Source organism: Pseudomonas sp. PMCC200344, from assembly GCF_030053095.1.
In the GTDB taxonomy this organism is placed as follows: Bacteria; Pseudomonadota; Gammaproteobacteria; order Pseudomonadales; family Pseudomonadaceae; genus Aquipseudomonas; species Aquipseudomonas svalbardensis.
This window is the reverse complement of record NZ_CP125618.1, coordinates 760689-773387: the sequence shown is the minus strand read 5'-3', so window position 1 is coordinate 773387 and position 12699 is coordinate 760689. Positions and strand designations below refer to the sequence as shown.

General features: G+C 61.2%; 13 protein-coding genes. 6 read left to right on the top strand and 7 right to left on the bottom strand.

Going from position 1 to position 12699, the window contains the following annotated elements; all coding sequences use genetic code 11:
• Window positions 1–74: 74 nt before the first annotated feature.
• From QFW87_RS03405 to QFW87_RS03395, 3 genes are all read right to left on the bottom strand, one after another.
• The gene (locus tag QFW87_RS03405; RefSeq protein ID WP_283189814.1) at window positions 75–1454 is read right to left on the bottom strand and encodes an MFS transporter; all 1380 of its coding nucleotides are present in this window, start codon (window positions 1452–1454) and stop codon (window positions 75–77) included.
• Window positions 1455–1581: 127 nt separating this feature from the next.
• Window positions 1582–2316 carry a helix-turn-helix transcriptional regulator gene (locus QFW87_RS03400; RefSeq protein WP_283189813.1) on the bottom strand — a complete coding sequence of 245 codons (735 nt, stop codon included), beginning with the start codon at window positions 2314–2316 and terminating at the stop codon, window positions 1582–1584.
• Window positions 2317–2632: 316 nt separating this feature from the next.
• The gene (locus tag QFW87_RS03395) at window positions 2633–3562 is read right to left on the bottom strand and encodes a LysR family transcriptional regulator (RefSeq protein WP_283189812.1); all 930 of its coding nucleotides are present in this window, start codon (window positions 3560–3562) and stop codon (window positions 2633–2635) included.
• 119 nt (window positions 3563–3681) lie between these two features.
• On the opposite strand from QFW87_RS03395, the gene QFW87_RS03390 reads away from it, so the two are divergent.
• The 3 genes from QFW87_RS03390 to QFW87_RS03380 all read left to right on the top strand — a co-directional run bounded on the left by QFW87_RS03390 (window position 3682) and on the right by QFW87_RS03380 (window position 5328).
• The gene (locus QFW87_RS03390) at window positions 3682–3975 is read left to right on the top strand and encodes a putative quinol monooxygenase (RefSeq protein WP_134421269.1); all 294 of its coding nucleotides are present in this window, start codon (window positions 3682–3684) and stop codon (window positions 3973–3975) included.
• Between the two features lie 32 nt (window positions 3976–4007).
• Window positions 4008–5021 (top strand): zinc-binding alcohol dehydrogenase family protein, encoded by a 1014-nt coding sequence (locus QFW87_RS03385; RefSeq protein ID WP_283182829.1) that lies wholly within the window; start codon window positions 4008–4010, stop codon window positions 5019–5021.
• 136 nt (window positions 5022–5157) lie between these two features.
• Window positions 5158–5328, top strand: a complete 171-nt coding sequence (locus QFW87_RS03380) for a hypothetical protein (RefSeq protein ID WP_176471512.1) — start codon at window positions 5158–5160, stop codon at window positions 5326–5328.
• An 8-nt stretch (window positions 5329–5336) separates the two neighbouring features.
• On the opposite strand, the gene QFW87_RS03375 is transcribed toward QFW87_RS03380, so the two are convergent.
• Both QFW87_RS03375 and QFW87_RS03370 read right to left on the bottom strand, forming a co-directional pair.
• Entirely contained in the window at window positions 5337–6533 is a 1197-nt protein-coding gene (locus QFW87_RS03375; protein ID WP_283182828.1) for a multidrug effflux MFS transporter, read from the bottom strand.
• A 131-nt stretch (window positions 6534–6664) separates the two neighbouring features.
• On the bottom strand, window positions 6665–6862 hold the full coding sequence (locus QFW87_RS03370) for a cation transporter (RefSeq protein WP_283182827.1): 198 nt from the start codon (window positions 6860–6862) through the stop codon (window positions 6665–6667).
• Window positions 6863–7009: 147 nt separating this feature from the next.
• Between QFW87_RS03370 and QFW87_RS03365 the strand changes: the two genes are divergently transcribed.
• The 3 genes from QFW87_RS03365 to cueR all read left to right on the top strand — a co-directional run bounded on the left by QFW87_RS03365 (window position 7010) and on the right by cueR (window position 10322).
• Complete coding sequence (locus QFW87_RS03365) at window positions 7010–7393, top strand: hypothetical protein (RefSeq protein WP_283182826.1); 384 nt, start codon at window positions 7010–7012, stop codon at window positions 7391–7393.
• A gap of 125 nt (window positions 7394–7518) precedes the next feature.
• Window positions 7519–9912 (top strand): heavy metal translocating P-type ATPase, encoded by a 2394-nt coding sequence (locus tag QFW87_RS03360; protein ID WP_283182825.1) that lies wholly within the window; start codon window positions 7519–7521, stop codon window positions 9910–9912.
• Entirely contained in the window at window positions 9909–10322 is a 414-nt protein-coding gene (gene cueR / locus QFW87_RS03355; RefSeq protein ID WP_283182824.1) for a Cu(I)-responsive transcriptional regulator, read from the top strand. The genes QFW87_RS03360 and cueR overlap by 4 nt, the downstream gene beginning before the upstream one ends.
• On the opposite strand, the gene QFW87_RS03350 is transcribed toward cueR, so the two are convergent.
• Both QFW87_RS03350 and QFW87_RS03345 read right to left on the bottom strand, forming a co-directional pair.
• Window positions 10276–11490 carry an MFS transporter gene (locus tag QFW87_RS03350; RefSeq protein ID WP_283189811.1) on the bottom strand — a complete coding sequence of 405 codons (1215 nt, stop codon included), beginning with the start codon at window positions 11488–11490 and terminating at the stop codon, window positions 10276–10278. The genes cueR and QFW87_RS03350 overlap by 47 nt on opposite strands.
• Before the next feature lie 129 nt (window positions 11491–11619).
• Window positions 11620–12513, bottom strand: a complete 894-nt coding sequence (locus tag QFW87_RS03345) for a PA4780 family RIO1-like protein kinase (protein ID WP_123369234.1) — start codon at window positions 12511–12513, stop codon at window positions 11620–11622.
• Window positions 12514–12699 lie beyond the last annotated feature (186 nt).

Genomic DNA, 12699 nt, shown 5'->3' with positions numbered 1-12699 from the left:
TGCTCGCGAAAGGGAGTGTCAGTCGATGTTGATGCAGCTGACACACCGCTTCGCGAGCAGGCTCGCTCCCACATTTAGATTGGTGTTGCCTCGCTCAACTCTTCCAGCGTCTTGCCCCGGGTCTCCATCCCGAACACCCACACCACCCCCGCCGCAATCGCAAAACACATCGCCCCCAGCGCAAACACCCCGCCCTGCCCGGTCATCGGGAACACCAGCCCGGTTACCATTGGCCCGAGCAACGAACCCACGCGGCCAATCGCCGACGCGAACCCCGAACCCGTGGCCCGCGCCGATGTCGGGTACAACTCCGGCGTGTAGGTGTAAAGCACCGCCCACATGCCGAACAGGAAAAACTGCATCAGCAGCCCCGAGGCAATCAACAGGCTGACATTGCCGCCAAACACTGCGCTCTGACCATACAGAAACGCCATCACCCCGCCGCCGAGCAACGTCACCACGCACACCGGTTTACGCCCCCAACGCTCCACCAGCCAAGCGGCCATCAGGAAACCGGGAATCCCGCCGAGGGAAATCAACACCGTGTAATACACCGACTGGGTCACGGCAAAACCCGACTGCTGCAACAAGGCACTGAGCCAGGACGTCAGGCCATAGAAACCCAGCAAGGCAAAGAACCAGACGCTCCAAATCATCATCGTGCGCTGGCGGTACAGCGGCGACCAGATTTGCTGCAATGCGGAAAAGAAATGGCCAGGCGTACTTGCCACTCTCGGCAGGCGGATCGGCTCAGGCAGATCCGAACGTCCCAGAGATGTCCGGACCCGATCTTCGATGCGCAGCAAGACCTTGTCTGCCACGTCATGGTGCCCGGCCTGTTCCAGCCAGCGCGGTGATTCTGGAATGAAAAAGCGAATCGCCAGGACAAACACTGCCGGCACCGCCAACACCAGGAAGATGTCCCGCCAGCCAATTACCGGCAGCAGGAAGTACGACAGTACGCCGGCGGCGACGAAACCCAGCGGCCAGAAACCGTCCATCAGCGCAATGTAACGCCCGCGCCGTTTGGCAGGAATCAGCTCCGAGAGCATCGACTGAGCAATGGGAAACTCCATGCCCATGCCGATCCCCAACAGGATTCGAAACAACGTCAGCGTTTCGACGTTCTGCGCCGTGGAGCACAGATAACTGGCGATCCCCCACAACACGATGCTCCACTGGAACACCGGTTTGCGGCCGAAGCGGTCGGCCAGCATGCCGGACAGTGACGCCCCCACGACCATGCCAAAAAAACTCGAACTGGCCAGCAATCCGGCCTGCGCCGTGGTCAGGCCAAACTCGGTTTTGATCGAGCCGAGCAGGAAGGTCATCATCGCCAGGTCCATGGAGTCGAAGAAAAACGCCAGGGCAATGATGATGAAAATGATCCGGTGATAACCGCTGATGGGCAGCCGTTCCAGTCGTTCTGCCGCGCTGAAGCCTCGTGTTTCCATGCCACATTCCCCCAATCCGAAAGTCCCCGGAAGAGTGTGCGCGATAGCTGCTGGGGGTTACTGCTGGATGCGACCTGTTCGCAGCTCTGAACGACGCCCGAAGCTTCGGACGTCGATCTCGATGCGTCTACAACGCCATTTCCAGCTCGGTTTCCTTGGCGAATCGATGGATTTCACGCTGCCCCGAGGCGGTGATCTGCAAGGCTCGCGAATCGTTGGGCAGGCTCAGCCAACCTGACTGCATGAACAATTGAAGCAACGCCGCACCCAGTGATCCGCCCATGTGCGGGCGTCTTTCGCTCCAGTCCGGACAAGCGCAGGCGACTCGGCTGTTGCGATGGGCCAGCGCCTGGATGAACACACCCCTCGTCGCCAATTGCGTGGCGCCCTTGTGAGTGATCATGACCCGCTGATCGAACTGTTCGATCCAACCCGCATCCAGCAGGCGCTGGTAAAGATCGGCGGCAAGGGTGCCGCCCAGATGGTCGTCGCAAAGCCTGGCGCGCAAGAGTGACGAAGGCGCCGTCTGAGGTTTGGCGAGGGGGGGCGTGCGCTTGAAAACGTCCGGGACTTCCCGAGGCGTGCTGGCCAGGGTGGCGCTGGCCAGTGCCTCTATCGCGACCCCCACTTCAGGGGCGGCAAGACGGAAGAACCGCTTGCGGCCGCGGAATTCGACTTTCAACAGACCTCCGGCGGACAAACGCCCCAGATGCGCACTGGCCGAAGACGGTGACAGGCCGGCCAACAAGGCCAGCTCTTCGGTTTGCCGCGCCGAGCCGTCCATCAAGGCCCACATCATTGCGCTGCGCTTGGGGTCAGCCAGCAACGTGGCGATCTGGCTGATGCAAGGTGCATGTTCCATGTATTCACTCCCTGTTGAATCGTTTCGTCTACTGCTCAGAGACATCTTGACCAGTAATGTGTCGTCGGCCAAGGCGTGGAAACCGCCATAAACCGGGCAAAGCCGGCCAATCGCACAGGCCATTGCTCGCAGGTTTCGCAAAGCGGCGGCGATTGACCATGGGGCCTGGCTGAATCGGATGTGGACTCGCCATTGCGAGATCGACGGTGCGTACATGAGGCGAGCGCTAGTATAGGCGGGTTAACCGCCGGTTCCTGCCCTTGGGAAACCATTGGTGGTGATAGTTCCTGAGTGAAATTTCGCTATTTGCCTGCGACTAATGATCGGGGCCCGATAACGTCGGAAATTGGCTACTCAAGCGGGCGCATCGGCTGGCGAGCATTTCCCGCAAAAGGTTCACCGGCTTACTCAATTGTGCGCGATGGGCGCACAGCAAATTCAGCGGTGCGCGCTCACAGAGCAGTTCCGGTATGAGCACTTGCAATCGACCGGCCAGCACATCGGCCGCGACATCGAGCCAGGATTTGTAGGCGACCCCGGCACCTGCCACGGCCCACAGACGCACGACATCGGCATCATCGCTGAAACGATCGCCGCTGACGGTCAGGCTGACCTCTCGTTTGCCGTCGTGAAAACTCCAATGGTCGTGGACCCGGCTGCCGAGCATGAACAGCAGGCAGTTGTGCTGAGCCAGTTGCTCCAGCTGCCGGGGCTCGCCATGCCGCGCCAGGTAACTCGGGGCGGCGCAGAGAACGCGGCGGTTCTGCGGAGCAATGGGCAGCGCCACCAGGCTTGAGTCTTCCGGCTCGCCGTACCGCAGGGCGATGTCCACCGGTTGGCGGAACAGGTCGGCGATGCGGTCGCCCAACAGCAAACGCACCGTAAGCTTCGGATGCTCTCGCTGAAACTCGTCCAGCCAGGGCAGCAGCAGATTGCGGCCAAAGTCCGAAGGTGCCGACAGCTGCAAAATCCCGCTGACCTGGTCCTGACCGCTGGCCAATAAACGGCGGCCCTCGTCGAGGTTGCTCAAGGCGGCCCGAGCGTATTCGAGAAATCCCTCGCCTTCAGCGGTCAGCCGCAAGCTCCGGGTAGAACGGGCGAGCAACCGGGCGCCGAGCTGCTGTTCGATGCGCTTCAGCGCCGCACTGGCTACCGCGGCCGACATGTCCATCCCGCGCGCCGCCGCTGACAGACTGCCCAGATCCGCCGCCCGGACAAACAACTGCAAGTCATCGAAACGCAGCATTGTTCAGCCTCGATTATCAAAAAAATATTGAAAGAGACTGCTCTTTTAGCGGGTTTTATCTTGCAGAGAAATAGCCAATTATCCGTCCCATCGAATTCACCCTGTTCCCGGAGCCGAACATGTCCCAGCCTTTTACCGCTATCGCCACCCTCATCGCCAAAGCCGGCCAGCAGGATGCCCTCGAACAGCACCTGCGTGCGCTGCTGGAACCGACCCGCGCCGAGGCTGGTTGCGGTCAATACGACTTGCACCAGGACCTCGCCAATCCTCACGCCTTCTACATGATCGAAAAATGGAGCAGTGACGAAGCCCTGCAGGCCCATGACGCCAGCGCGCATATCCAGAACTTCCGCGCCAAGGCTGGCGACTTTCTCGAACACTTCGACCTCAAGCGCCTGCGCTCCATCGTCTGATCTGCCTTCTTTATTACTTCTCAGGAGCCCGTATGAAAGCCATTGCCTACTACGCCTCGTTGCCAATCAGCGACGAAAATTCTCTGCAAGACATCGAACTGCCAGAACCGGTTGCCGGCCCGCGTGACCTGTTGGTGGAAGTCAAAGCCATCTCGGTCAACCCGGTGGACACCAAGGTCCGCCAGAACGTCCAGCCTGAAGCGGGCACGCCGAAAGTGCTGGGCTGGGACGTGGCGGGGGTGGTCAAGGCCGTCGGCAGTGAAGTCACGCTGTTCAAGGCCGGCGACAACGTGTTCTACGCCGGCTCCATCGCCCGTGCGGGCGGCAACAGCGAACTGCACGTGGTCGATGAGCGGATCGTCGGCCATATGCCGAAAACCCTCGGTTTCGCCGAAGCCGCCGCGCTGCCGCTGACCGCTATCACTGCGTGGGAATTGCTCTTCGAACGCCTGCAAGTGCGTGAAGGCAAAACCGATGAAGGCCAGAGCCTTTTGATCGTCGGTGCCGCTGGCGGTGTGGGGTCGATACTCACGCAACTGGCCAGCCAGCTCACCGGGCTGAAAGTCATCGGCACCGCTTCCCGTCCGCAAACCCAGAGCTGGGTTCGTGAACTGGGTGCCGACCTGGTGATCGATCACAGCCAGCCGTTGAGCGAAGAACTCAAACGCGCGGGTGTCGATCAAGTGACTCACGTCGCCAGCCTGACCCAGACCGATCACCACCTGGATCAGTTGGTCGAGGCTTTGGCGCCGCAAGGCAAACTGGCCCTGATCGATGATCCGAAGGCGCTGGACGTGACCAAGCTCAAGCGCAAGAGCCTGTCGCTGCACTGGGAGTTCATGTACACCCGCTCGCTGTTCGAAACCGCAGACATGATCGAGCAGCACAAATTGCTTAACCGCGTGGCCGGGCTGATCGACGCCGGGACGCTGAAAACTACGGTGGGTGAACACTTCGGCACCATCAACGCGGCCAACCTGCGTCGCGCCCACGAACTTCTGGAGAGCGGCAAATCCAGGGGCAAGATTGTGCTTGAAGGATTCTGAAACACATTGACAGACGTGTCGTCCGGTAAAGGACGACACCGTCAGTCAGAGAGTTGACCGTTGTCATAATTGCGATCGTATTCGGGTCTACAATCGAAACCTCTGCGATGCAATCTTTTACATAAGGAGGTCAGCAATGAAGATCCTGATAAAAGAAGTGGCTAAATCCCAGTGGCAGGTCCGCCTGGACCAACATGCTGTGACGTTCCGTAGCGAAGCCGAAGCCCGCGCCTTCACCCGAACCCTTGAAGCGCGCCTGCACGCCCCTCATCAATTTCCCGACCAGCAGCAACGCGCGGCTGGCTGAGTCCGTCCTCAGACCTGGGCTTGCACCAGTGCCCGGGCATTTTGCAAACGCCGGGTGAGCATCGCCACGCTCACCACCAGAATTCCGCACAGGCTGATGACCATGGCCATCGGCATGGCGCTGCCGTCGTGTAAAACGCCTACCAGTGCTGCTGCCCCGGCGGCAACGCTGAATTGCAGGCAACCGAGCATCGCCGACGCACTGCCGGCGCGAGCGCCCTGCCCGTTCATGGCGCAGGCCGAGGCGTTGGGCAGGATGCAACCGAGGCTGGCGATGCAGACAAACAGCGGAATCAGTAATGGCCATAGCTGCGCGGTATGCAGCGAACTGACGGCCAGCAGCGCCAGACCGGCGCCAACGTAGATCCACACGGTGCGCGCCAGCAGAAGCGCCGGGCCACGCTTGGCCAGCAGTCGCGCGTTGAGCTGCGCGACCAGAATGAAGCCCGCCGCGTTGGTGCCGAACAGCCAGCCGAAATGCTCGGGCGGCACGCCATACAGCTTGATGAAAACGAACGGTGAACCGGCGATGTAGGCAAACATCCCGGCGATGGCGATGCCACCGGTCAAGGCGTGGCCGAGGAACACCCGGTCCGACAACAGTCGACCGTACTGACGCAACGCCCCCGACAACGGTTGACGCGGCACATGGGCCGGCAGACTTTCCGGCAACCCGAGCGCCACGGCCAATCCTGCCAGCGCACTGAAACCGGTCAACACGAGAAAGATCGACTGCCAGCCGGTGGTGTTGACCAACAGCCCGCCCAGCATGGGCGCAAGAATCGGCGCCAGACCCATCACCAGCATCAACTGCGAAAAGACCTTCGCCGAACCCACTGCATCGCATTTATCGCTGACAATCGCCCGCGCGATCACCATCCCCGCGCACCCGCCCAACGCCTGAACGAAGCGTGCGCCGATCAACCATTCGAGGTTCGGCGCATAGGCGCAGGCCAGGGAAGCCGCGGTGAACAGCCCTACACCGGTCAGCAAGGGAATGCGGCGCCCGAAGCGATCCGCCACCGGGCCGTAAGCCAGCTGACCGATGGACAAGCCCAGGAAATACGCCGCCAGGGTCAGCTGAACGTGTTTTTCATCGGTGCCGAAGGCGAGCGCCATCGCCGGGAAGGCCGGCAGATAGAAATCGATCGCCAGCGGACCGAAGGCGCTCAAGGCGCCAAGAATCAAAATGGAACGGAAATTCATCAGGCATCCAGTTGGACAGGGTCGGCAGCCCAACAGTCTAGCCGCGCATGGCCGCCTTGAACATTCCGTTAGGTCGCTAACTATTAAAAAACACTGGATGAATGCAATTCCATGTGGGATTGCGCTTTGTCTCAGGCAACTTTCACCTCGTAGCCTTCTCCGGTGATCACCGCGATCACCTGCTCCGCCGATAAAGCACTCTCGACACCGACTTCTTTCGCGGCCAGATCGATACGCACGCTGGCCGCAGGATCCTTGGCTTGCAACGCTTGGGTGATGGCTTTGACGCAGTGACCACAGGACATGCCTTGAACGCTGAACACTTGCATGGGATGACTCCTTTCGTGAAGTTGTGTGCAGTCTCGAGCTTGCCATCATGGCAAGGTCAAGTTCTGAAGTGAGCTGCCGGGCTGGCAATCGCCGTCGCGCTCGGCCAAGCTGCGTCCATCAATGACTCGACATCAGGAGATTCAGCCATGCGCTGGTCAGCTCTCAGCCTGTTAGGCTTTCTCAGCCTATTTGCCGCGACACCTTCAGTTCAGGCCGCCGGGGAGGACTATGGCGTACTGATCATTTCCCGCGAGCGCCTGGAAGTCGCGACCTCCTGCGAGATCGGCGTGTACATTCACGATCAGCTGTCGGCGCGGTTGTTCCAGGAACAAAGCACCTCGTTCAACCTGCCGCCGGGCAATGTGTCCTTGCGCCTGAAGCTGCTGCCGGGCCAGGCGCCGGGTTGCAATCCGGGCATGCTCGCACCGGGTTCGCAGAACATCACGCTCAAGGCCGGTGACGTGCTGAAGTTCCGGATTGCGATGACGCAGGAAGGGATGTACCTCAAGCCTGCGGCCCTGGACTACTGATCGCCACATCGATCGTTCCTACGCTCTGCGTGGGAACGATCAATCGTTGATCTGAGACATGGCGCTTGACCTTGCCCGCATGGCAAGGTTGATCCTGTAGTCATCTTCTACAGGGAGCGTGACCGATGTCCGAATCCACCACTTTCGATCTGCCGATTGCCGGCATGACCTGCGCCAGTTGCGCCGGGCGTGTCGAGCGTGCCTTGAGCAAAGTCATCGGCGCCTCTGCCGTCAGCGTCAACCTGGCCACCGAACAGGCCCGGGTTCAAGCGCCCAGCGACAGCCTGCCGGCCTTGATGGACGCCGTGCAGCAGGCGGGTTACAGCGTGCCGCAACAGAGTCTGGAATTGAGCATCGACGGCATGACCTGCGCCTCTTGCGTCGGCCGGGTCGAACGAGCGCTGGCCAAGGTGCCGGGGGTCAAGAGCGTCAGCGTCAACCTGGCCAATGAACGCGCCCACCTTGAGCTGCTCGGCCAGATCGATCCGCAAACCCTGATCGGTGCAGTGACCAAGGCGGGCTATAACGCCAGCGTCTGGGAAGTCGAACACCCGCAAACCGATAATCAACAACAACGCCTGCACCGCGAGCGTTGGGCCTTGATCATGGCGATCGTCCTCGCCTCGCCGCTGGTGCTGCCAATGCTGCTGCAACCGTTCGGTGTGCACTGGATGCTCCCGGCCTGGGTGCAATTCGCGTTGGCCACGCCGGTGCAATTCATCTTCGGTGCGCGCTTTTACGTCGCGGCCTGGAAAGCCGTGCGCGCCGGTGCGGGCAACATGGATTTGCTGGTCGCGTTGGGCACCAGCGCCGGTTATGGCTTGAGTCTCTACGAATGGGCCACCGCCGCCGGGCGCATGCCGCACCTGTATTTCGAAGCCTCGGCGGTGGTGATTGCCTTGGTGCTGCTGGGCAAATACCTGGAAAGCCGCGCCAAACGCCAGACCGCCAGTGCCATTCGCGCGCTCGAAGCCTTGCGCCCGGAGCGGGCGATTCAGGTGATCGACGGCCGCGAGCAGGATGTCGCCATCAGCGCCTTGCGCCTCAATGATCTGGTGATGGTCAAACCCGGCGAACGCTTCCCGGTGGACGGTGAAGTGGTCGAAGGCCAGAGCCACGCCGACGAAGCGCTGATCAGCGGCGAAAGCCTGCCGGTGCCCAAACAACCCGGCGACAAGGTCACCGGCGGCGCGATCAATGGCGAAGGCCGGTTGCTCGTTCGCACCCTGGCCTTGGGCGCGGAAACCGTGCTCGCCCGCATCATCCGCCTGGTCGAAGACGCTCAAGCGGCGAAGGCGCCGATCCAGAAACTGGTGGATAAAGTCAGTCAGGTGTTTGTCCCTGCGGTCCTGCTGATTGCGTTGGCAACCTTGATCGGTTGGTGGTTGTACGGCGCGCCCATGGAAACGGCGCTGATCAATGCCGTGGCGGTATTGGTAATCGCTTGCCCATGCGCCCTGGGGTTGGCCACGCCAACGGCAATCATGGCCGGCACCGGGGTGGCGGCGCGCTACGGGATTCTGATCAAGGACGCCGAAGCGTTGGAGCGTGCCCATGAAGTCAGTGCGGTGGTCTTCGACAAGACTGGCACGCTGACTTCGGGTACTCCGCGCATCGCTCATTTGAGCGCAATCAACAATGACGAAGCGGCATTGCTGCAAATGGCCGGCGCCCTGCAACGCGGCAGTGAACATCCACTGGCCAAGGCGGTTCTGGACGCTTGCGCCGAACGCGGTTTGACGGTGGCCGATGTCAGCGACAGCCAGTCCCTGACCGGCCGTGGCATCGCGGGCACTCTCGACGGTCGTCGATTGGCGTTGGGCAATCGTCGTCTCCTGGAAGAGAGCGGCTTGAGCGCAGGAGAATGGGCTGAGTCTGCTGCCGCGTGGGAAACCGAAGGCCGGACCCTGTCCTGGCTGATCGAGCAAAGCTCCGAGCCACGAGTATTGGGCCTCTTCGCCTTCGGCGACACCCTCAAACCCGGCGCGCTGCAAGCCGTGCAACAACTCAGCGCACGCAACATCAGCAGCCACCTGCTGACCGGCGATAATCGCGGCAGTGCCAAAGTGGTTGCCGAGGCGCTGGGCATCAAGGATGTCCACGCCGAAGTACTGCCGGCGGACAAAGCCGCCACCGTCGCCACACTCAAGAAAACCGGCGTCGTGGCCATGGTCGGCGACGGCATCAACGACGCACCCGCCCTGGCCGCCGCCGACATCGGCATCGCCATGGGCGGTGGCACCGACGTTGCGATGCACGCGGCCGGGATCACCCTGATGCGCGGCGACCCACGGCTGGTACCGGCGGCGCTGGAGATCAGCCGCAAGACTTACGCGAAGATTCGTCAGAACCTGTTCTGGGCCTTCGTCTACAACCTGATCGGCATTCCGCTGGCAGCCTTCGGTTTCCTCAACCCGGTGCTGGCCGGTGCGGCCATGGCGTTGTCGAGCGTCAGCGTGGTAAGCAATGCGTTACTGTTGAAAACCTGGAAACCCAAGGATCTGGAGGACAACCGATGAACATCGGCCAAGCGGCCCGCCAAAGCGGCCTGAGCGCGAAGATGATCCGTTATTACGAATCCATCGGCTTGCTCAAGGCCGCCCATCGTACCGACAGCGGCTATCGGGTGTACGGCGACGACGACCTGCACACCCTGGCGTTCATCAAGCGCTCCCGGGACCTGGGGTTCTCACTGGAAGAGGTCGGCAAACTGCTGGCCCTTTGGCAGGACCGCCAAAGAGCCAGCGCCGATGTGAAGGCCTTGGCCCGTCAGCACATCGACGAACTGAACCAGAAAATCCGCGAACTCGGCCAACTGCGCGACACCCTGCAGGACCTGGTCGAACACTGCCACGGTGATCACCGTCCCGACTGCCCGATCCTCAAGAACCTGGAGTCGGGCTGTTGCGCACAACCCGCTCGCCCCTGATTGCCAGCCCCTTCACCACCAACAAGGTGGTGAGGGGTATCCCGTGGAACAACAGCACCACGGCACCCGGCGCCCACCACGAATAGAACGGCGCGGCGATCAGCATGCCGACGCCGAACCCGGTCATTTGCAACAGCGTCAGGAAGCTGAAAATCGGCAGGCGCAGGCTGTCCGGTTCACGCTGCAGGCGCGACATCAGGCCGACTTCCGAGAACCCGTCGCCCAATCCCGCCGGCAGCGAAAACAACAGCAGCCCGTAAAGGGTCTGCTGCTGAAACATCAGAATGAAGCCGCAGGACATCAGCAACACACCAAAGAAAAATCGCCGCTCCAGGTTCACGTTATCCGAGCCTTTCAGCCGGCTGGCGATGCGCGCGCCAATGAGTTTTCCGCTGGCCCAGACCGCCAGCATCAGACCCAGCGTGGTGCTGGCGGACTCGGGCGTCAGCAGTTTGGAAATAATCGGAAAACCCACGTTGTGCGCGGCACTGCCAAGGGTGTCGGCCATGGCCACCGCGAGCATCGCCGCCACCACCGGTGTGCTGCGCAGTCCCTGGAGCAGAGCCGCCCATTCACCACGTTCGTGGTTGGGTTTGTCACTGGGCGCAGGTTTCGAGAAGCGCAGCGGCAAGATGAACAATGCGGCCAGCAGATAAGTGACCACGTTCAATGCAAACACTGTTTCAAAGCCGAATGCCGCCACCAATAGTCCTGACACCAGACTTCCGCCGACCATGGCTGCCGACGACGCCGAGGTGATCCCGGCGTTGGTCTTGAGCAAATGCTCAGCCTCGATCAAGTGCGGTAACTGGCTGTTGAGGCCGATGGCGAACATCGAGTTGCCGAATCCCAGGCCGAACGCAATCACCGGTAACAGCAGCATCTGCTGGGCGACAGGTAGCACAAGCAGCAGACCCAGCAGCCCGGCGCGTAACAGGTCGAAGGCAATCAGCGGCAGGCGCCCGGCCCAGCGGCGATAAAACGTCGTACCGATGAGACTGGCGAATATTCCACCGGCCACGCGGCTGGCGAGAAAGACCCCGACGCTCATGGCGCTGTTGCTGAGCAGGTAGACGTAGGTGACCAGGGCGACCATGTTGAGGAAGGCGCCGAAGTCCGAGACCAGACGGGCGGTGATGATCAGTTGGGCGTTGCGGGTGGAATTCACATTCAGTCCTTGAGTGTGGGTGTCGCGATTTATCGAACTACGGCTCCCACCTTTGATCTCCAGCGTTTGGAGGTCAGGTGGCTGGCATCTACAAAAAACCCGGCCGAAGCCGGGTTTTTCGTTAACCGATCACTGCATCCAAGGCGGAGGCGGCTCTTCGGTTTTGCCCGGTGGCGCATCATCTGCCGCACGCACCGCTTGCTTGCGCTCTTCATCCAGGCGTGCCGCCTCGATCTCGCGCATGATCCCGCCAACGTCGGCCAACTCTTCCGGCTCGTCGAACTCGCCGGTCAAGACGCTGGCCGGGTGCAAGGTGCCGGCTTCAAACAAAGCCCACATTTCCTTGGCGTACTTGGTCTTTTTCAACTCCGGCGCAAACCGCCCGAAGTACGACGCCATGTTGCCAACATCCCGTTCCAGCATACTGAACGCGTGGTTGTTGCCCGCCGCGTCCACCGCTTGCGGCAGGTCGATGATCACCGGGCCAGTCGGGGTCAGCAGTACGTTGAACTCCGACAGGTCGCCGTGCACCAGACCGGTGCACAACATCAGCACGATCTGCGAAATCAGGAACGCGTGGTATTCGCGCGCCTGATCCGGTTCCAGCACCACGTCGTTCAAACGCGGCGCGGCATCACCGTACTCGTCGGCCACCAGTTCCATCAGCAGCACGCCTTCAAGGAAGTCGTAAGGCTGAGGGACCCGAACGCCAGCACCGGCCAGACGGAACAGCGCCGCCACTTCGGCATTCTGCCAGGCGTCTTCGGTTTCTTTCTTGCCGAACTTGGAGCCCTTGGCCATCGCTCGAGCCTGACGGCTGTTGCGCACCTTGCGGCCTTCCTGATACTCGGCCGCCTGACGGAAACTGCGTTTATTCGCCTCCTTGTAGACCTTCGCGCAACGTAACTCGTTGCCGCAGCGCACCACATAAACAGCTGCTTCTTTACCACTCATGAGTGGGCGCAGCACCTCGTCGACCAGACCGTCCTCGATCAGGGGTTCAATGCGTTTTGGAGTCTTCATCAGCTTTTATTGGGGGTCCTTTATTACCAAACACGCGAAAGTCATTCGTTATACGGCAATCCACTCATTCGGGGGAGGGGTTGCCGACCTATGAACGTTCCTGTGACCGTCAACAAGCACACAATGTGCCGGATTAATCGGTCAACAACCGCCGGTCGTCATCGGCCGCCACAGATCATAGCTGAC